Raw genomic sequence first — 19366 nt, 5'->3', positions numbered from 1 at the left:
GATGGCGCCCGTTCCTCGGCGGAGCGGGCCGGGGGTGCGCGCAAGGGTACGCGCACCGGCGGCGCACAATCTGGCACCATCGCTCGGGTTGATCAATCTTGATCAAATCAATCAATCTATCGGCCATGGACACCGACCTGCTCTCCGCCCAGGACACCTGCCGACTGCTCGGCATCAGCCAGGCCACCCTGTATGCGTATGTCAGCCGTGGCCTGATCGAGTCGCGCCCCGGCCCGGACCACCGCAGCCGGCTGTACCTGCGTCGCGACGTCGACCGGCTGGCCCAGCGCAAGCGCGCCGGGCGCGGCGCCGCCCGCGGGGCCGCGCAGAGCCTGGATCGCGGCCTGCCGGTGCTGGAGACGCGGATTTCGCTGATCCGCCCGGAGGGCCCCTACTACCGCGGGCGTTCGGCGGTCGCCGCGGTGCGCGAAGGCGCCACCCTGGAAGACGCCGCCCGGCTGCTGTGGGACTGCGGCGACCAGGATCCCTTCACGGCGACGCTGGAGACGCAATGGCCGGCGCACGTCGCCCCCATTGCCGGCGACGCGGACCTGCCGCCGCTGGCGCGCGCGATGTCGGCGATTCCGCTGCTGGCGCTGGACGTGCGCCAATCCGTGGGCGCCTCCGCCCTGGTCCGCCACGAAATCGCGGCCACCCTGCTGCGCCACAATGCCGCGTTGCTGGTGGCGCGCCCACCTTCCGCGGGGCCGGTCCATCGGCTGCTGGCGGATGCGTGGAAACCGGGCGACGAAGGTTTCGCAGATACGGTGCGCGCGGCGCTGGTGCTGTGCGCCGAGCACGAACTCAACGTCTCCGCGTTCGCCGCGCGCGTGGTCGCCTCGACCGGCGCGCACCTGCACGCGACCGTATGCAGCGGCCTGGCGGCGTTGTCCGGCCCGCGCCACGGCGGCGCCACCGCACGCGCCTATTCGCTGATAGAAGCCGCCTGCGCGGCCGACTCGCCCCGTGATTTCATCGCCGCACGCTGGCAGCAAGGCGAGGATCTGCCCGGCTTTGGTCATGCGCTCTATCCGCATGGCGATCCCCGCGCGACGGAATTGCTGGCGCGGCTGCGCCGGCTACACGCGGATACGCCGGTGATGCAGCGGATGGAGGCGGTGATCAGCGCCACCGAGGACATCAACGGACTGCGCCCCAACGTCGATTTCACCCTGGCGGCGATCTGCCACGCCAACGCCCTGCCCGCCGCGCCGGCATTGGTGATGTTCGCGGCGGCGCGGCTGGCAGGCTGGCTCGCGCATGCGTTGGAACAGCAGGCCCAGGGCCGGCTGATCCGCCCCCGCGCCAGCTACGCCGGCGTGCCGCCCGCCACGGCGGAATGACTCGGCATCAGTTGCCGGCCTCCGGCCCGCGTTGCAGCGCCTTCCTCACTTCCTCCAGCGCGTTCGGATCATCCAGGGTGGAAAGGTCGCCGGGATCCGCGCCCTGCGCCAGCGCCTGCAACGAACGCCGCAGCAGCTTGCCGGAACGGGTCTTGGGCAACGCATTGACGATGTACACGCGCGCCGGCCGCGCCACCGCGCCCAGGCTCTGTTCCACGGTACGGCGCATGCCTTCGGCCGCACGCACGCGTTCGTGCGGTTCCTCGGTCGCCTGCCGCAGCGTCGCGAATACCACCGGTACCTGCCCTTTCAGTTCGTCGTTGACACCAATCACCGCGGCCTCGGCCACGGCGGGAAAGCCGGACACCGATTCCTCGATCTCGCGCGTGCCCAGACGATGGCCGGCGACATTGATTACGTCGTCGGTGCGTCCGAGGATGAAGGTGTAGCCCTGCTCGTCGCGGATGGCCCAGTCCAGCGAGCTGTACAGCAGTTCCTTGAAGTGGCTGAAATAGCTGGACAGGAAGCGGGCGTCGTCATTCCAGATGGTGGTCATGCAACCCGGCGGCAGCGGCGGCTGGATGACCAGCACGCCCTTCTCGCCCGGCCCGACTTCCGCGCCGGTGCCTTCGTCGATGACCTTCATCCGGTACCCTAGATTGGGAAAACCGGGCGAGCCGAACTTCACCGGCTTCATGTCCAGGCCCGGCAGCAGCGTCAGCGCCGGCCAGCCGGTCTCGGTCTGCCAGTAGTTGTCGATGACCGGCTTGCCCAGCACGTCGTTGATCCAGTGCGCGGTCGGTTCGTCCAGCGGCTCGCCGGCCAGGAACAGGTATTGCAGCTTCGACAGATCATGCCGGCGGATGAAATCGACATCGTGCTTCTTCAGTACCCGGATCGCGGTCGGCGAAGAGAACATGGTGCGCACGCCGTACTTCTCGCACAGCGACCACCAGATGCCGGCATCCGGGTGGAATGGCAGGCCTTCGTACAACACCGAAGTGGCGCCGACGATCAGCGGCCCATAGACGTTGTACGAGTGTCCGACCGCCCAGCCGACGTCGGAGGTGGAGAACATCACCTGCCCCGGCGCGACGTCGAATACCGTGCGCATCGACAGCGCCAGCGCGACCGCGTAGCCGCCGACATCGCGCTGCACGCCCTTGGGCTTGCCGGTGGTGCCGGAGGTGTACAGCAGGTAGCTGGGCTCGTTGGATTCCAGCCATGCCACGTCCACCTGCTCGTCGCCGACCGCCTGGCGCAGCGTGGCGTAGTCCTCGTCGCGCCCCGCCATCCTCGGTTCGGCCGGATCCAGTCCGCGCGAGACAATCAGCACCTTGGGCGGCGGCGTGGCCGCCTTCGCGCAGGCTTCGTCGACCAGCGGCTTGTAGGGGATGACCTTGCCGCCTCGCATGCCGGCATCGGCGGCGATCAACAGCCTGGGTTGGGCATCGTCGATGCGCAGCGCGAGGTTGTGCGCGGCGAAACCGCCGAAGACCACCGAATGGATGGCTCCGATGCGCGCGCAGGCGAGCATCGCGAACACCGCCTCGGCCATGTTCGGCATGTAGATGACCACCCGATCGCCACGCCCCACGTCCAGGCGCTGGAGAATCGCGGCGAATGCGTTCACCTCGCGATGCAGTTCGCGGTAGCTGATCTCGCGCGTGGTGCCGGTTTCGGTGGATACCGCCACCAGCGCCAGCTGATCGGCGCGTTCCGCCAGATGCCGGTCCACCGCGTTGTAGCAGAGATTGGTCTGGCCACCCACGAACCAGCGCCGGAACGGCGGCTTCGAATAGTCCAGCACCTGCCGCGGCGGCACATGCCAGTGGATGGCGCGTGCCTCTTCGCCCCAGAAGGCTTCCGGTTGCTCGATGGATCTGCCATAAACGTCTTCGTACCGCATGGCCTCTCCCGGGCCGCCGAGACGCCCTAGAGCATAGAGCTGCACCGCAGTCCATGCCCTGCGACCTTGGTCGCATGAGCGGTGCCACCCGCGACGTGCCGGCGCATACCAGGTGTCGCGGCATCGTTCTCGCCTTTCCGTCGTCAGGTTCGCCCTGGAGCATCCCTATCTGGCAGGTGTCTCCAGCAGGTCGTTGCTGGTTCCTTCGACGAGCCGCCCGGAACGTTCAGGATTCAATATCCCTGCCATCTCGCGATCCGGCTGCACAGTCATGCGTAGGACCATCATGCAAAGCAGCGGCGCAAGCAGGAAGAGACCCAGGAAATACCTGCCTTGGATCTCGAAGACCAGGTGAACGCACCAGAAAGAAATCGGCCAGAGCATGGGCAGCAATGACAGGAGCCGGTCTCTTCTCCATAGCCAGAGGGTCGTCAAAAAACAGGCAAAGAAGACAGCAATTTTCAGCCAACCGTAGGCGAACCTTTCCAGGGCAAGCGCCTGGTAATAGCGTTTCTGGAATTCGGCCGCATTCGGTGCCGCATTGATATCGGCCCGGACATTGGGCGATTCAATCAGCCAATAGAGCGCGAAAGGCGGGGGATTCAGAATTTCGGGTGCCTTGCAGCGCATGACAGACAGCCAGTGCTGAAAGGGTCGGGCCTGCAGCCGCTGAATGACCGCTACGGGCAACGTGCGCGACAGATCTTCCTTGGCAGCCTCGGCCGCACGGGTTGACCAATATCCGCATCCCTGGTCGGGCTCGTTGCTGGACACAAGTAAACCACCATATAGGGTCACGGCAGAACTGGTCCTGATCTGTTCTGTCCTTCCGCTCAGTTGTCGGAAGCCCATATCCATCAGGAATCCCAGAATCGAGCCAACCAGCAGAATCAGCAGAACCCGCCTGCCACGACTTTTCTCCTTCCGGAAAAACGGCAACAAGCCGAACATTGCCCCAAGGCCTACAAGCGTCCAAAGAATCAGTGCGAATTGCGGCTTTGTCGATACACCCATGGCAACCGTCAGCAGTACAAGCAGCGACCGCCATCGCGCCGCAAGGACGAGCCGCTCATCGGCAAGCAGCCAGAATGCCGTCGCCAATCCTGTTGCCGCTATGAGGTCCAATTGCACAAGCGACATGAAAGGTACGATCAGAAAAAGTGCTGCGACGACGATCTGGGCGAGCCAGCGCCATCGAGAACCGTCCAACCTATAGGCCAACCAGGACAACCATCCCAAAGCGGATACATTGAGAAGCAATGCGGCTGCCAGTGGTGAAGCCCCCATTGCCTTTGGAATTGCCAGCAGCCAAATACCAATTCCTCCCCGCTCGTAAGCGCTTGGAACACCCGCCGCATTCCAGTAATAGAGCCAGTCACTATGAGGCTCTGGATGCCACCATATCCCCAGAATGATCGCTGCCATTGCCAGCAATAGGAATTGCACGATTGCGAGGTAGTGCCAAATCTTCGGCCGTGACCCCACCATCTCCATCATCTGCGCCCAGATTCTGATCATCATCCGGTATGCATACTATCAGGCCTAGCGTGGCTCCACAGGCGGGTACCCATGCGCAAAAATCCGTCAAGAAGAACTAAAAAAGGAACGCCGGGCTCTCGCCCAGCGTTCTGATTACAGTGCCAGAGCTGGAAAGGCTCAGCCCAGCAGGTGCGCCACGCCGGCGCGCTCTTCTTCCAGCTCGGCCAGGGTCTTGTCCATCGCGGCGCGGCTGAACGCATCGACTTCCAGGCCTTCCACGCGGGTGTATTCGCCGTTGGCGGTGATCACCGGCACGCCGTAGATCACGCCTTCCGGAATGCCGTAGCTGCCGTCGGACGGCACGCCCATGGTCACCCACTTGCCGTTGCTGCCCAGCACCCAGTCACGGATGTGGTCGATCGCGGCATTGGCGGCGGAAGCGGCCGAGGACAGGCCGCGCGCCTCGATGATCGCGGCGCCGCGCTTGCCGACCTGCGGGATGAACGCGTTGGCGTTCCAGTCGGCGTCGTTGATCTTGTCCTTCAGCGACACGCCGTTGGCGGTGGCGAAGCGGTAGTCCGGGTACATGGTGGGGCTGTGGTTGCCCCACACCACCAGCTTCTCGATGTCGCCGACGGCCACGCCGGCCTTGTTGGCGAGCTGGCTCAGCGCGCGGTTGTGGTCCAGGCGCAGCATCGCGGTGAAGTTCCTGGCCGGCAGGTCCGGCGCCGACTTCATGGCGATGTAGGCGTTGGTGTTGGCCGGGTTGCCGACCACCAGCACCTTGACGTCGCGGCTGGCGACCTTGTTCAGCGCGGCGCCCTGGGCGGTGAAGATCTTGGCGTTCTCCAGCAGCAGGTCCTTGCGCTCCATGCCCGGGCCGCGCGGACGCGCGCCGACCAGCAGGGCCACGTCGGCGTCCTTGAACGCCACTTCCGGGTCGTCGGTGCCGACCATGCCGGCCAGCAGCGGGAACGCGCAGTCTTCCAGCTCCATCATCACGCCCTTCAGCGCGGCCTGGGCCTTGTCGATCGGCAGCTCCAGCAACTGCAGGATGACCGGCTGGTCCTTGCCGAGCATTTCACCGGAGGCGATGCGGAACAGCAGGGCATAACCGATCTGGCCGGCGGCGCCGGTGACTGCAACACGGACGGGGGTCTTCATGGGGTTGTCTCCGAGAGAAAGGAAAGCCGGACTCACGCGAGTTCAGCGAAGAAGGCCTGGATGCGCGACAGGCCTTCATCCAGCTGGGCGTCGGCACAGGTGTAGGAAATGCGCAGCGCGCGCGGTTCGCCGAAGGCCGAACCCGGCACGCAGGCCACGCCCTTGGCTTCCAGCAGGGCGTTGCAGAAGTCCACGTCGTTGTGGATGACCACGCCATCATGGGTCTTGCCGAACGCGACCGAGATGTCCGGGAACGCATAGAACGCGCCTTCCGGACGCGGGCACACCACGCCCGGAATCCCGGCCAGCGCCGCCAGCACGCGATCCCGCTTGGCGGCGAATTCGGCGCACTTGCGCTGCGGAATGTCCTGCGGGCCGGTCAACGCGGCGACCGCCGCGGCGGTGACCACTTCCGGCAAGTTGGTGATGTGGTTGGAGTTGAGCGCCACCAGCGCCTGGGCGACGTTCTCCGGCGCGGCGATCAGGCCCACCCGCCAGCCCGGCATGCCGTAGGTCTTCGACAGCGAGTCGATGACGACGGTGCGTTCGCGCAGTTCCGGGCGGAAATGCAGGAAGTTGTGGTAGCCGACGCCATCGAACACCAGGCGGTTGTAGATGTCGTCCAGCAGGATCCAGGTGTCCGGATGGCGCGCCACCACCTCGGCCAGCGCGGCGACCTCGTCCTTCGAATAGACCATGCCGGTCGGGTTGGACGGGTTGTTGAACAGGAACACCTTGGGCCTTTGAGCCAGCGCGGCGTCCAGTTGTTCCGGGGTGAGCTTGTAGTTCTGCTCGGGCGGGCACGGCAGCTTCAGCGACACCGCGCCGACGATGTCGGCGATGTCCTGGTAAGTGGTCCAGTACGGGGTCGGATAGGCGATGGTGTCACCCTCGTCCAGCAGCGCCTCGGCCAGGTTGTACAGCACGTGCTTGGCGCCGACGCCGGCGACGATGTTGCGGCGGGTGTAGCCGGTCAGCCCGCTGCCTTCAAGATGATGCAGGAAGGCATCCAGCAGCGCGTCGGTACCGCGGTTGGAACCGTACTGACCGGAATCCTTGTCCAGCGATTTGCGCGCGGCCTCGTAGACATGCTCGCCGGGCAGGAAATTCGGTACGCCGATCGAGAAGCTGATGGTGTCGCGGCCTTCGGCCTTGAGCTTCTTCGCCTTTTCCGCGACCGCCATGATCGCGCTGGGCTTGGCGCGACCGGTGCGCCGGGCAAGCTGGGGCATTGCATTACCTCGCAGGGGATGTTTCGCGGGAGGAGCGTGCGTGCGCCGTTTTTTGCGGCGCGGAATTTTACCACGCCGCCCCGGTCCGGCCGGGGTGGATCGGAGGGTCCGGCCTCCTCCCTTGGTCGTAGCCGAGGCTCCCCCGACCGGGGGAGCGCACGGCCGGCGCGGGTCAGGCGCTCAGGTAACGGTTCCACTCGGCCACGCGGTCGGCCTTGGCGGCCAGCACGGCGTCGGCGTCACCCTCGATGGTGAGGCGGTTGATCAGGTCGCCCTGCTGGACCGCGTCGACCACGTCCAGGCCCTCCAGGACCTTGCCGAACACGGTGTGCTTGCCATCCAGCCAGGGGGTCGCCACGTGGGTGATGAAGAACTGGCTGCCATTGGTGTTGGGGCCGGCATTGGCCATCGACAGCACGCCGCGCTCGTGGCGCACCCCGTTGTTGGTTTCGTCCTCGAACCGGTAGCCCGGGCCGCCGCGGCCGGACCCCTCGGGGCAGCCGCCCTGGATCATGAAATCGGCAATCACCCGGTGGAAGTTCAGGCCGTCATAGAAGCCGCGCTTGGCCAGGTTGACGAAGTTGGCGACCGTCAGCGGGGCCTTGTCGGGGTACAGCTCGACCTTGATGGGGCCGCGGGAGGTGTCGAAAGTGGCGATGAGGGACATCGGGAGCTCCAGATACGGGACAGGGGTTCAGGGGGCCGGGGGTCCGGAAACCGGGCCTGGCCCGAATCTGGGGGCCGTTGGCACCGTTTCCAGCCCCGGCCCGTTCAGCCAGGACGCCCGGACGCTAATTGCGGGGACGTAACCCGTTATAATACGCCCCATTCCTCCACAGCCCCTGCGCGCACACTGGCGCGCTTTTCCGCATGTCCATCCAGAATCTCCGCAACATCGCCATCGTCGCCCACGTCGACCACGGCAAGACCACTCTCGTCGACTGCCTGCTGAAGCAGTCCGGCACCCTGTCCGAGCGCACGGTGCTTGCCGAGCGGGTGATGGACAGCAACGACCAGGAAAAGGAACGCGGCATCACCATCCTGGCCAAGAACACCGCCATCACCTGGCAGGGCAACCGCATCAACATCGTCGATACCCCCGGGCACGCCGACTTCGGCGGCGAAGTGGAGCGCGTGCTGTCGATGGTCGACTCGGTGCTGATCCTGGTCGACGCGATGGACGGCCCGATGCCGCAGACCCGCTTCGTCACCCAGAAGGCGTTCGCGATGGGCTTCAAGCCGATCGTCGTGGTCAACAAGATCGACCGCCCCGGCGCGCGTCCGGACTGGGTCATCGACCAGGTGTTCGATCTGTTCGACAAGCTGGGCGCCACCAACGAACAGTTGGACTTCCCGATCGTCTACGCCTCGGCGCTGCACGGCTACGCCAGCCTCGACGACACCACCCGCGACGGCGACATGACCCCGCTGTACGAAGCGATCATGAAGCACGTCCCGGCGCCGTCGGTGGATCCGGAAGGCGCGTTCCAGATGCGCATCAGCCAGCTGGACTACAACAATTTCGTCGGCCTGATCGGCATCGGCCGGATCCAGCGCGGCAAGGTCAAGAAGAACCAGCCGGTCAGCGTGGTCGATCGCGAAGGCAAGAAGCGCCAGGGCAAGATCGTGCAGGTGCTGGGCTTCATGGGCCTGGAGCGCATCGAGGTCGAGGAAGCCGAGGCCGGCGACATCGTCGCCATCGCCGGCATCCAGGACCTGAGCATCTCCGATACCGTGTGCGCGCTGGACACCCCGGAAGCGCTGCCGGCGCTGACCGTGGACGAGCCGACCATCAGCATGACCTTCCAGGTCAACAACTCGCCGTTCGCCGGCCACAAGGATTTCTCCGGCGGCAAGTTCATCACCAGCCGCCAGCTGCGTGAACGCCTCGAGCGCGAAACCCTGCACAACGTCGCGCTGAAGGTCGAAGAGACCGCCGACGCCGACAAGTTCCTGGTCTCCGGCCGCGGCGAACTGCACCTGTCGGTGCTGATCGAAACCATGCGCCGCGAAGGCTTCGAGCTGGCGGTGTCGCGCCCGGAAGTCATCATCAAGGAAATCGACGGCCAGTTGATGGAGCCGGTCGAGCAATTGGTGGTCGACATCGAGGAAGTGCACCAGGGCGGCGTGATGGAAAAGCTGGGCACCCGCAAGGCGCAGCTGAAGAACATGGAGTCGGATGGCAAGGGCCGCGTGCGCCTGGACTACACGATTCCGGCGCGCGGCCTGATCGGGTTCCAGAACGAGTTCAGGACCCTCACCCAGGGTTCGGGCCTGCTGTTCCACGTGTTCGACCACTACGGTCCGAAGGAAACCGGCCCGATCGCCAAGCGCCAGAACGGCGTGATGATCGCCAACGCCCCCGGCGTCACCCCGGCCTACTCGCTGGGACCGCTGGAAGAGCGCGGCCGCCTGTTCGCCGCCGAAGGCGACAACGTCTATGAAGGCCAGCTGGTCGGCATCCATTCCAAGGACAACGACCTGACCGTCAACGTGATCAAGCCCAAGCCGCTCACCAACATGCGCGCCTCGGGCAAGGACGACGCGATCAAGCTGACCCCCGCGCTGAAGTACTCGCTGGAACAGGCCCTGGATTTCATCGAGGACGACGAGCTGGTGGAAGTCACCCCGAAGGAAATCCGCCTGCGCAAGAAGATGCTGACCGAAAGCGATCGCAAGCGCGCCTCGCGCGCCGCCTGATCGCCCACGGATGGTCGAGGCCCCCTACAACCCGGATCCCAAGGCGCATCCGGGCCTGCATGTCATCGCCCTGTTCGAGGGGTTGAAGGGGGTACTGGCGCTGGCCGCCGCGACCGGGCTGGCGCTGCTGGGACCGCAGCCGCTGCGGCGCTGGGTGGAGGCGATGATCGCCCGCTTCCACCTCGATACCGAGCACGGCACCCTGCCGTCGCTGCTCAACGCCATCAATCCCGAAGCGGTCCACCTGGCCGTCCTGGTGGTCGTGTTGTACGCGATCATGCGACTGGCTGAAGCCTGGGGCCTGTGGCGCGCCCGGGCGTGGGCTTCCTGGCTGGGCTGCATCGGCTCGGCGCTGTACCTGCCTCTGGATCTGTACGCGCTGTACCACCATCCCGGCTGGCACACCTGGGCGGTGCTGCTGATCAATCTGGCCGTGGTCTACATACTCGGCCGCGACCTGCACAGGCGCCGCAGGGTTTGAAAGGACCTCCCGGCCTGCTAGCCTCACGCTAGCTCACCGGGGGAATCCGCCACATGCGTTCGCGAACGCTGCTGTTTTCAGCCGCCCTGATGCTGGCCGCCTGCCAGCGCCAGCCCGCCGCCGTCACCAACGCGCCCGCCGACGCGCCGACGGACTTCGCCTACGCCGAACTGGACATCGACGACCTGCAGGGACGCATGCAGCGCGGCGAACTCGACAGCCGCACCCTCACCCGCGCCTACCTGGACCGCATCGCCGCGATCGACAAGGCCGGGCCGCAACTGAACTCGGTCATCGAAATCAACGCCGACGCCATGAAGGAAGCGGCCCTGCGAGATCTCGAGCGCAAGAACAACGCGGTGCGCGGCCCACTGCACGGCATCCCGATCCTGCTCAAGGACAACATCGACGCCACCCCGATGGTCAACTCGGCCGGTTCGCTGGCGCTGAAGGATTTCCGGCCCGCCAGCGACGCCTTCCTGGTCAAGCGCCTGCGCGAGGCCGGCGCGGTCATCCTGGGCAAGACCAACCTGAGCGAATGGGCGAACTTCCGTTCCACCCATTCCACTTCCGGATGGAGCGCCCGCGGCGGCCAGACCCGCAATCCCTACGTGCTGGATCGCAATCCCTGCGGCTCCAGTTCCGGCAGCGCGGTCGCCGTTTCGGCCAACCTCGCCGCCGCCAGCATCGGCACCGAAACCGACGGCAGCATCATCTGCCCGGCCGCGGTCAGCGGCGTGGTCGGGCTGAAGCCGACGGTCGGCCTGATCAGCCGCGACGGCATCATCCCGATCTCGTTCAGCCAGGACACCGCCGGACCGATGACCCGCAGCGTGGCGGACGCGGCGCTGCTGCTGACGGCACTGGCCGGTCGCGACGCCGCCGATCCCGCCACCACCAACGCGGCCTGGAACATCACCCTCGACTATCACGCGCGGCTGAAACCGGACGGACTGAAGGGCGCGCGCATCGGCGTGCTGCGCAGCAAGCTCGCGATCCACCCGGACGCCGCCGCCGCGATGGAAGGCGCGATCAAGGTGATGCGCGAGGCCGGCGCGACGATCGTCGATGCCGAAATCCCGACCGATGGCCAATGGGACGAGGCCGAACTGGAATTGATGCTGTACGAGTTCAAGGCCGGGCTGGAGCGCTACCTCGCCGGCCACGGCGCGCCGGTGAAAACCCTGTCGCAGCTGATCGGCTACAACCAGCAGTACCGCGTCTCGGAGATGCCGTATTTCGGGCAGGAGCTGTTCGAGATGGCCAACGCCAAGGGTGGCCTCGGCGAAAGCGACTACATCAGCGCGCGCAGTCGCGCGCGCCGGCTGGCCGGTCCGGAGGGCATCGATGCGGCGCTCAAGGCGCAGCGGCTCGATGCGCTGATCGCGCCAGCCACCGGTCCGGCATGGCTGACCGACCACAAGGCCGGCGATCACTTCCCGGGTGCGGGCTACGGCGCCGCCGCGGTCGCGGGTTATCCCAGCCTGACGGTGCCGATGGGCCACAGCGATGGCCTGCCGCTGGGCATCGTCTTCATGGGAACCGCCTGGAGCGAGGGCCGCCTGATCGAACTCGGCTACGCCTACGAGCAACTGACCCGTGCCCGCAATCCCCCCGAGTACTGGCCAACCCTGGATACCCGCGGGTCGCAGGCGGTCCGCCGCTGAACGCTCCACTCCCTTCCCGGTTCTGGCGACCATCCGGGAGCCGGCGTAGCATGGCCCCAACTGTCCGCGCGGCCACCCGACCAGAACGCTGATGGAGCTCGATCCGCAACGCGCCTCGGAACTGCGTGCCCTGGGCAGCTCCCGCTTCGCCGCCGCAGAGCGCCGGCGGCGCCTGGACCGGCTGGCATGGGGCGTGCTGGTGCTGTCCTTCCTGCTGTCGCTGTGGTTCGGGGTGATGGCCTGGCAGCAGGCGCGGGCCGGCGCCGGCGCGCGCTTCCATGCGCGGGCCGAAGCCATGGCCACCGCGCTGGCCACCCACATGAATGCCTACGAGGACACGGTGCGCGCCGCCGCGGCCGTGCTGGAGGCGCAGCCGGGTCTGGATCGCGCCGGCTTCCAGACCTTCGCCCGCCGGTTGCGGATTCCCAACCAGCCCACCGGCGTGCATGGCCTGGGCTTCGCGCGCCGGGTGGCGGCGGCCGAGCTACCCGCCTATCTGGCCCGCCAGCGCGAAATCCACGGGCCGGCATTCCGTCTGCATCCCGACGGCGCGCGCGACGAATACGTGGTGCTCGACCTGGTCTACCCCGAACGGGACGGCATGCTGCCGCTGCTGGGCAAGGACGTGTTCGCCGAACCTGACCGGCGCGTGGCCATGCAGCGGGCCCGTGACAGCGGACAACTGAGCATCGCCCCACGGATCGCCCTGGCCGACAGTTCGCGCGGCGATTCCGGACGTCCCGGCTTCCTGCTTTATTCGCCGGTCTACGACGCCGCGATGCCGCTGGAGGCCGATGCGGCATTGCGCCGCGCGCACCTGCGCGGCTTTGCGACGGCGGGATTCGGCTGGGCCCAGGTGATGCAGGAAGTCGCGGGCGAAACCGGCGGCGGAGATCCGCTCGATCTGCGCCTGCTCGTCCGCGCGCCCGGCGCCCCTCCGATGCTGGTGTTCGAACGCGCCAATCTGCGTGCGCGCTACGGCACCGACATGGAGCCGGCTTTCCACTACACCCGCAACCTGGATTTCCTCGGCGGCGCCTGGGAGTTGACCCTGTTTTCGGCCCCCGCGCGCGTCGCCATTCCCGGCCTGCTGCCCATTGCGGCACTGACGCTCTGCGGCCTGGCCTTCGGCGTGCTGATGTTCCTCCTCCTGCGCAGCCTGGCACGCGCGGAGCACCGCAGCCGCGCCTTGCTCGATGCGGTCGCCGATCACCTGCCGGCGCTGATCGCCTACGTGGGCCGGGATCGCCGCTACGGCTTCACCAACCGGGCCACCCGCGACTGGTTCGGCGACCAGGCGCCCTGGACGGATCGCACCATCGAGGAAGTCCATGCCGGCAATCCCGCGTTCCTGGCCGATCTGCGCCGGGCGCTGGAGGAAAGCACTCCGGATCACGGCGCGGTGTGGGAGACCCGCATCGGCGACCCGGAACGCCCGGTCCAGGCCTATCTGGTGCCGGACGTGGACCCCGACCGGACCATCGCCGGCTGGTACCTGATGGCCACCGACACCAGCGAGCAGAAGCGCGCGCAGCGCGAAATTTCGCTCGCCCGCGATCATCTGCAGCGCATCACCGACAAGCTGCCGGCGATGATCGCCCAGTACGATCGCCAGGAACGCACGGTGTTCTTCAACCGCGCCTGCCAGGAGCTGCCGATCTGGCAACGCCCGTACTCGCCGGGCGTGCCGATTCGCGAGATGCTGGGTGAAGAGCACTACGCGCGCCGCAAGCCCTACATCGACGCCGTGCTCTCCGGCCGCGATGTCGACTTCGAGACATCCTTCACCCTGCCCTCCGGCCCGCGCCGGATGCACGTCTACTACACACCCGACATCGGCGACGACGGCGCGGTGAACGGTTTCCTGGTGATGGTGATCGACATCACCGACAAGGCACAGCTGGAAAGCGCGCTGCACGACGCCACCGAGCGCGCCGAGGTCACCCTGTCCTCGATCAGCGAGGCGGTGGTCACGGTCGATACCGAAGGCCGCGTCACCTACATGAACCCGGCGGCGGAAGCGATCGGTGGCTGGACGCTGCAGGAGGCCGTCGGCCTCGCGCTGGAGAAAGTGCTGCCATTGCGGTCCGTCGCCGAATCCGCGGAAGAAGGCGAAACCGGTGCGCCGGTTTCAGTGCCGGGTGATCTGGAACTGGCTCGGCGGGACGGCCGACGGATGCTGGTGAAGCGCTCCGTCTCGCCCCTGCATGGGCACGACGACAGCCTGATGGGATCGGTCATGGTCCTGCGCGACATCACCGAGGAGCGCACGCTCAGCGCGCGCATGGCCTATCTGGCGCACCACGACTCGCTGACCACGCTGCCCAACCGCCTCCAGCTCAACGAGGCGCTGGCGCAGTCGATCGCCAACGCCACCCATCGCGGCACCAGCGTCGCGGTGCTGTTCATCGATCTGGACCTGTTCAAGCACGTCAACGACGCGCTGGGCCACCACATCGGCGATCAACTGCTGCAACAGGTGGCCAAGCGGATCCAGCGCAACATCGGCAACCTGGGCACGGTCTACCGGACCGGCGGCGACGAGTTCGTCGTGCTGCTGGACAACGTGGTCAACCGCGACGGCGTCGCGCTGATCGCAGAGCGATTGCTGGCGACCGGCGGCACGCCCTACACGGTGGCCTCGCACGAGTTGCACCAGGCCTTCAGCATCGGCGTCAGCCTGTTCCCGGAGGATGGCTACGATGCGCCCACCCTGATGATGCGTTCCGACGCGGCGATGTACCTGGCCAAACGCAACGGCCGCAATGCGTTCCGTTTCTACACCCGCGAACTGGCGTCGAGCGTGGATGCGCGCATCGAGCTGGAAAGCAGCCTGCGCCGCAGTCTGCGCAACGGCGACCTGACCCTCTACTACCAGCCGCAGATCGACCGCCGCACCGGCCGCATCGTCGGCGTCGAAGGACTGGTGCGCTGGAAGCGCGGCGAGCGGCTGATGCTGCCCGGCGAATTCCTGCCGATCGCCGAGGAAACCAACCTCATCGTCGATCTCGACCAATGGGCCATCCGCGCCGCCTGCCGACAGAGCCGGCAGTGGCAGCAGATGGGCCTACCGCCGATCCGGGTTTCGGTGAATGTCGCCGCCGCCAACTTCGACACCGATACGCTGGTGGACACCGTCGTCTCCGCGCTCGGGGAAAGCGGCCTGCCCGCCGAGTACCTGGAACTGGAAGTCACCGAAACCACGCTGATGCGCGACGTGCAGCGCACCGACCGCGTCCTGCGCGCGCTCAAGGCACTGGGCGTGCGCATCGCCATCGATGATTTCGGCACCGGCTTCTCCAGCCTGAGTTACCTGGGCAACTACGGCTTCAACGTGCTCAAGATCGACCAGTCGTTCGTGCGCGACGTCACCGAGGCCAACCAGGGCGCGATCACCCGCGCCATCATCGGCCTCGCTGGCCAGCTCCAGTGCCGCACGGTCGCCGAGGGCGTCGAGACCCAGGCACAGCTGGCGTGGCTGGTGGCCAACGGATGCGACGAATTGCAGGGCAACCTGTTCAGCCCTCCGGTTCCGGCGGCCGATTTCGCCCGCCTGTTCGCAGGCGAGCCTTCATGGTTCATTCCGCAACCGGCGCGCGGGATGCACGCGCACTGGTCCTGAGTCGGGCTCAGCGCCCGGCCGGCGACGCCAGCTGGTTCTGCTTGCGCACGATCGACATCGCGATTTCCAGCGATTGCTCGTAGTTCAGACGTGGGTCCACGGTCGAGCGATATGCGCGCTCCAGATCGGCGTCGGTCAGTTCGCGCGCGCCACCGGTGCATTCGGTGACGTCCTCGCCGGTCAGTTCCAGGTGCACGCCTCCCAGCCGGGTTCCGGCCGCGGCGTGCAGATCGAATGACTGCTCGACCTCGCCCCGGATGTTGTCGAACCGACGGGTCTTGTAGCCGTTCGAAGTGCTCTCGGTATTGCCGTGCATCGGATCGCAGACCCACAGCACGCGCCGGCTGTCGCGGCGGACCGCTTCCAGCAACGGCGGCAGCTTCTCGGCGATCTGGGTCGCGCCCATGCGGTGGATGAAGGTCAAGCGGCCCGGCTCGTCTTCCGGATTCAGCACATCGATCAGGCGCAGCAGTTGATCGGGCGAGACCGACGGCCCAACCTTGATGGCGATCGGATTGCGTACGCCGCGCAGGTACTCCACGTGCGCGCCGTCGACCGCCGCGGTGCGCATGCCAATCCACGGGAAGTGCGTGCTCAGGTTGAACCAGCCCCACTGGCGCGGCACTTCACGGGTCAACGCTTCCTCGTACGGCAGCAGCAGCGCTTCGTGCGAGGTATAGAAATCGATGCGGTTGAGATTGTGGACTTCGGATCCGGACAGGGTCTCCATGAAGCGCACGGCGTCACCGATCGAACGCACCATGTCCTGGTACTCGGCCGCCAGCGGCGAGTAGCCCACCCAGCTCAGGTTCCAGTATTCCGGGTGGTGCAGATCGGCGAAACCGCCGTCGATCAGCGCGCGCACGAAATTCATCGTCATCGCCGAACGCGCATGCGCCTTGATCATCCGGCGCGGATCCGGGATCCGCGCCTCCGCGGTGAACTCCGGCCGGTTGACCAGATCGCCGCGGTAGCTGGGCAGCGTGGTCCCGTCGCGGGTCTCGTTGTCGGCCGAACGTGGCTTGGCGTACTGGCCGGCGAACCGTCCCACCCGCACCACCGGCAGGCGCAGGCCATGCACCAGCACCAGGCTCATCTGCAGCAGGACCTTCAACCGGTTGGAGATGAGTCCCGATTCGCAATCGCTGAAACTCTCGGCGCAGTCACCACCCTGCAACAGGAAGCGTTTGCCTTCCTGTGCCTCGGCCAGCTGCTTCTTCAGCGCGAAGATTTCCCACGACGTCACCAGCGGCGGCAACTGCCGAAGTTCGGCCAGCGCCGACGCGAGCTCCGCGGCGTCGGGATAGGTCGGCATCTGCACCGCCGGCCGTTCGCGCCAACTGTCGGGCGCCCAGTTCGCGGGCAGGCTGACGGCGCGGAGATTGCGATCGGGGGAACTCATGGGGGATTCCTCATGCGGTCCACCATGGTGACAGAATGGTGCGCCGCGTCAAACCTCAGTAGTAGCGCGACTTGCGCCGCTTGAACGCAGCAAACAGCGCCCACAGGGCCAGCAGCACGAACCAGACCAACGCCCAGCCCGGCATCGACAGGCCCAGGAAGGCCCAGTCGACCTTGGCGCATTCGCCGGAGCCGGTCAGCACCTGCCTCAGCACGTCGCCCATCGGGAAGGCTTCCATCATGTAGGCCAGATCCGGGCCACAGGCCGGCACCTGATCCGGCGGCAGGCCCTGCAGCCAGACGTGACGTCCGGCGATACCGATGCCCAGCCCGGCCGCCGCCAGTCCGAGGATGCCGTAGAAGCCGCGCCCGCCCGCCGCCTTCGGCGAGTGCAGGCCACCCAGCAGGAACACCAGCGCCAGCAGCGCGAACGCACCGCGCTGGAAGGTGCACAGCGGACAGGGAATCAGCCCCTGGACATGCTCCAGATACAGCGCATAGCCCAACAGGCCGGCGCAGATGACGAAGCCAAGGAGAAACTGCGCGCGGAACGACCAGCGGAACGGGTTCATGAAAGCTCGCTGCGGACGGGTAAGGCGCATTATCGCCGTGTGAAGGCCAAAAACAAATTCCACCTGGTTACCAGCGATTCCCTTCGCGGCCTCCTCCCCAAGGACGGCACGCCGGCCGGGAATCCGCATTCCGTTCCCATCGCCGGGGCCGGATCCTCCGGGCACAAAAAACCCCGGCATCGCCGGGGTCTTTCGGGGTCCTGCGGGACGGCGGATTACTCGGCCGCTTCCGGACGGTCCACGAGTTCCACGTAGGCCATCGGCGCATTGTCGCCAGCGCGGAAACCGCACTTGAGGATACGCAGGTAACCGCCCGGACGGGACTGGTAGCGCGGGCCGAGGGTGGTGAACAGGGTACCGACGGCTTCCTTGTCGCGCAGGCGCGAGAAGGCGAGGCGGCGGTTGGCGACCCCGTCGACCTTGGCCAAAGTGATCAGCGGCTCGGCGACGCGGCGCAGTTCCTTGGCCTTGGGCAGGGTGGTACGGATGAGGCCGTGCTTGATCAGCGAGGCAGCCATGTTGCTGAACATCGCTTCGCGATGGGCGCTGGTGCGGCTGAACTTGCGGCCGGCTTTCTGGTGGCGCATGGTTTTGATTCCTGATGATGAATGTTGAAGCTGTTGGACGTCGTTGTCGCCTTCCTGGCGTTGGAACTTGGACTGCGGATGGCCCGAACCGGCCTGTGCTCCCTGGCCGGAAACCGTCGCGAACCTTCAGGCCCGTCGACGTTGTTGCTCTGGTGAAACCACCCGCGCCCGAAGGCGCGGGGTATTGCGATGACTGCGTGCGGCTTAACCGAGCATGCCGTGCTGGGCGACGCCGGCCGGCGGCCAGTTCTCCAGCTTCATGCCCAGGGACAGGCCGCGCTGCGCCAGGACTTCCTTGATCTCGGTCAGCGACTTCTTGCCGAGGTTCGGGGTCTTGAGCAGTTCCACTTCGGTCTTCTGGATCAGGTCGCCGATGTAGTAGATGCTCTCGGCCTTCAGGCAGTTGGCCGAACGCACGGTCAGCTCCAGATCGTCGATCGGACGCAGCAGCACCGGATCCACGCCGCTGCTGGCCGGCTTGGCCGCGCCGCGGTCGCGGTGGGTGAAGTCGCCGAACACCGACAGCTGGTCGCTGAGGATGTCGGCGGCGGTGCGCACGGCTTCCTCGGCGTCGATCGTGCCGTTGGTCTCAATGTCCAGGACCAGCTTGTCCAGGTCGGTACGCTGCTCCACGCGCGCGGCTTCCACGGCGTAGGCGACGCGGCGGACCGGCGAGAACGAAGCGTCCAGCAGCAGGCGGCCGATGCTGCGAGTCTCTTCATCCGGACGACGGCGGGCAGCCGCCGGCTGGTAGCCGAAACCGCGCTCGATCTTCAGGCGCATGTTGATCGCGGTGTCCTTGGTCAGGTTGCAGATGACCAGGTCCGGATTGAGGATTTCGACGTTGTGATCGGTCTTGATGTCGGCGGCGGTCACCACGCCCGGGCCCTGCTTGCTCAGGGTCAGGGTCGAGGAATCACCGGTGTGGATGCGGATGGCCACATCCTTGAGGTTCAGCAGGACTTCCAGCACGTCTTCCTGCAGGCCTTCGATGGTGCTGTATTCGTGCAGCACGCCGTCGATCTCGACTTCGGTGATCGCGAAGCCGGGAATCGAGGAGAGCAGCACGCGGCGCAGCGCATTGCCGAGCGTATGGCCGTAACCACGCTCCAGCGGTTCGATGACCACTTTGGCGCGGTTGTCGGTCAGACGCTCGATCTGCGGGCCGCGGGGGCGCAGCACTTGCTGAGTGATACCCGTCATGTTGCT

Annotated in this window: 14 protein-coding genes; 5 read left to right on the top strand and 9 right to left on the bottom strand. The window is 66.5% G+C overall.

Going from position 1 to position 19366, the window contains the following annotated elements:
• The first annotated feature begins 125 nt into the window (after positions 1 to 125).
• Entirely contained in the window at positions 126 to 1343 is a 1218-nt protein-coding gene (locus IQ458_RS05130; protein ID WP_203322114.1) for a citrate synthase family protein, read from the top strand.
• Positions 1344 to 1350: 7 nt separating this feature from the next.
• Here IQ458_RS05130 and prpE read toward each other — a convergent pair whose 3' ends face one another.
• The 5 genes from prpE to IQ458_RS05105 form a co-directional block, all read right to left on the bottom strand.
• Positions 1351 to 3252, bottom strand: coding sequence for a propionate--CoA ligase (gene prpE, locus IQ458_RS05125; RefSeq protein ID WP_203322113.1), 1902 nt, complete (start codon positions 3250 to 3252; stop codon positions 1351 to 1353).
• A 165-nt stretch (positions 3253 to 3417) separates the two neighbouring features.
• Positions 3418 to 4770, bottom strand: coding sequence for a hypothetical protein (locus IQ458_RS05120; protein ID WP_203322112.1), 1353 nt, complete (start codon positions 4768 to 4770; stop codon positions 3418 to 3420).
• Between the two features lie 138 nt (positions 4771 to 4908).
• The gene (locus IQ458_RS05115) at positions 4909 to 5895 is read right to left on the bottom strand and encodes a malate dehydrogenase (RefSeq protein ID WP_203322111.1); all 987 of its coding nucleotides are present in this window, start codon (positions 5893 to 5895) and stop codon (positions 4909 to 4911) included.
• Positions 5896 to 5927: 32 nt separating this feature from the next.
• Positions 5928 to 7127, bottom strand: a complete 1200-nt coding sequence (locus IQ458_RS05110; protein WP_203322110.1) for a pyridoxal phosphate-dependent aminotransferase — start codon at positions 7125 to 7127, stop codon at positions 5928 to 5930.
• A gap of 172 nt (positions 7128 to 7299) precedes the next feature.
• Entirely contained in the window at positions 7300 to 7794 is a 495-nt protein-coding gene (locus IQ458_RS05105; RefSeq protein ID WP_141455906.1) for a peptidylprolyl isomerase, read from the bottom strand.
• A gap of 203 nt (positions 7795 to 7997) precedes the next feature.
• On the opposite strand from IQ458_RS05105, the gene typA reads away from it, so the two are divergent.
• The 4 genes from typA (at position 7998) to IQ458_RS05085 (ending at position 15597) form a co-directional block, all read left to right on the top strand.
• The gene (typA, locus tag IQ458_RS05100) at positions 7998 to 9827 is read left to right on the top strand and encodes a translational GTPase TypA (protein WP_192199240.1); all 1830 of its coding nucleotides are present in this window, start codon (positions 7998 to 8000) and stop codon (positions 9825 to 9827) included.
• Positions 9828 to 9837: 10 nt separating this feature from the next.
• A complete protein-coding gene (locus tag IQ458_RS05095) occupies positions 9838 to 10308 on the top strand; it encodes a DUF2127 domain-containing protein (protein WP_183638657.1) in 471 nt (156 codons plus the stop codon).
• Positions 10309 to 10361: 53 nt separating this feature from the next.
• On the top strand, positions 10362 to 11975 hold the full coding sequence (locus IQ458_RS05090; RefSeq protein ID WP_203322109.1) for an amidase: 1614 nt from the start codon (positions 10362 to 10364) through the stop codon (positions 11973 to 11975).
• Between the two features lie 91 nt (positions 11976 to 12066).
• Entirely contained in the window at positions 12067 to 15597 is a 3531-nt protein-coding gene (locus IQ458_RS05085; RefSeq protein WP_203322108.1) for a bifunctional diguanylate cyclase/phosphodiesterase, read from the top strand.
• 7 nt (positions 15598 to 15604) lie between these two features.
• Here IQ458_RS05085 and IQ458_RS05080 read toward each other — a convergent pair whose 3' ends face one another.
• The 4 genes from IQ458_RS05080 to IQ458_RS05065 all read right to left on the bottom strand — a co-directional run bounded on the left by IQ458_RS05080 (position 15605) and on the right by IQ458_RS05065 (position 19360).
• Entirely contained in the window at positions 15605 to 16999 is a 1395-nt protein-coding gene (locus tag IQ458_RS05080; RefSeq protein WP_203322107.1) for a class II 3-deoxy-7-phosphoheptulonate synthase, read from the bottom strand.
• A gap of 55 nt (positions 17000 to 17054) precedes the next feature.
• Positions 17055 to 17570, bottom strand: a complete 516-nt coding sequence (locus IQ458_RS05075) for a disulfide bond formation protein B (protein ID WP_183638666.1) — start codon at positions 17568 to 17570, stop codon at positions 17055 to 17057.
• Positions 17571 to 17785: 215 nt separating this feature from the next.
• A complete protein-coding gene (gene rplQ / locus IQ458_RS05070; protein WP_183638668.1) occupies positions 17786 to 18157 on the bottom strand; it encodes a 50S ribosomal protein L17 in 372 nt (123 codons plus the stop codon).
• A gap of 204 nt (positions 18158 to 18361) precedes the next feature.
• The gene (locus IQ458_RS05065) at positions 18362 to 19360 is read right to left on the bottom strand and encodes a DNA-directed RNA polymerase subunit alpha (RefSeq protein ID WP_203322106.1); all 999 of its coding nucleotides are present in this window, start codon (positions 19358 to 19360) and stop codon (positions 18362 to 18364) included.
• Positions 19361 to 19366 lie beyond the last annotated feature (6 nt).

Source organism: Pseudoxanthomonas beigongshangi, assembly GCF_016820515.1.
In the GTDB taxonomy this organism is placed as follows: domain Bacteria; phylum Pseudomonadota; class Gammaproteobacteria; order Xanthomonadales; family Xanthomonadaceae; genus Pseudoxanthomonas_A; species Pseudoxanthomonas_A beigongshangi.
The sequence above is the reverse complement of the archived record's forward strand: the minus strand, read 5'-3'. Positions and strand labels throughout refer to the sequence as shown.

Bases quoted from the DNA above. Each gene is read 5' to 3' on its own strand.
- IQ458_RS05130 (WP_203322114.1), top strand. From the start codon at position 126: ATGGACACCGACCTGCTCTCCGCCCAGGACACCTGCCGACTGCTCGGC.
- prpE (WP_203322113.1), bottom strand. From the start codon at position 3,252: ATGCGGTACGAAGACGTTTATGGCAGATCCATCGAGCAACCGGAAGCC.
- IQ458_RS05120 (WP_203322112.1), bottom strand. From the start codon at position 4,770: ATGATCAGAATCTGGGCGCAGATGATGGAGATGGTGGGGTCACGGCCG.
- IQ458_RS05115 (WP_203322111.1), bottom strand. From the start codon at position 5,895: ATGAAGACCCCCGTCCGTGTTGCAGTCACCGGCGCCGCCGGCCAGATC.
- IQ458_RS05110 (WP_203322110.1), bottom strand. From the start codon at position 7,127: ATGCCCCAGCTTGCCCGGCGCACCGGTCGCGCCAAGCCCAGCGCGATC.
- IQ458_RS05105 (WP_141455906.1), bottom strand. From the start codon at position 7,794: ATGTCCCTCATCGCCACTTTCGACACCTCCCGCGGCCCCATCAAGGTC.
- typA (WP_192199240.1), top strand. From the start codon at position 7,998: ATGTCCATCCAGAATCTCCGCAACATCGCCATCGTCGCCCACGTCGAC.
- IQ458_RS05095 (WP_183638657.1), top strand. From the start codon at position 9,838: ATGGTCGAGGCCCCCTACAACCCGGATCCCAAGGCGCATCCGGGCCTG.
- IQ458_RS05090 (WP_203322109.1), top strand. From the start codon at position 10,362: ATGCGTTCGCGAACGCTGCTGTTTTCAGCCGCCCTGATGCTGGCCGCC.
- IQ458_RS05085 (WP_203322108.1), top strand. From the start codon at position 12,067: ATGGAGCTCGATCCGCAACGCGCCTCGGAACTGCGTGCCCTGGGCAGC.
- IQ458_RS05080 (WP_203322107.1), bottom strand. From the start codon at position 16,999: ATGAGTTCCCCCGATCGCAATCTCCGCGCCGTCAGCCTGCCCGCGAAC.
- IQ458_RS05075 (WP_183638666.1), bottom strand. From the start codon at position 17,570: ATGAACCCGTTCCGCTGGTCGTTCCGCGCGCAGTTTCTCCTTGGCTTC.
- rplQ (WP_183638668.1), bottom strand. From the start codon at position 18,157: ATGCGCCACCAGAAAGCCGGCCGCAAGTTCAGCCGCACCAGCGCCCAT.
- IQ458_RS05065 (WP_203322106.1), bottom strand. From the start codon at position 19,360: ATGACGGGTATCACTCAGCAAGTGCTGCGCCCCCGCGGCCCGCAGATC.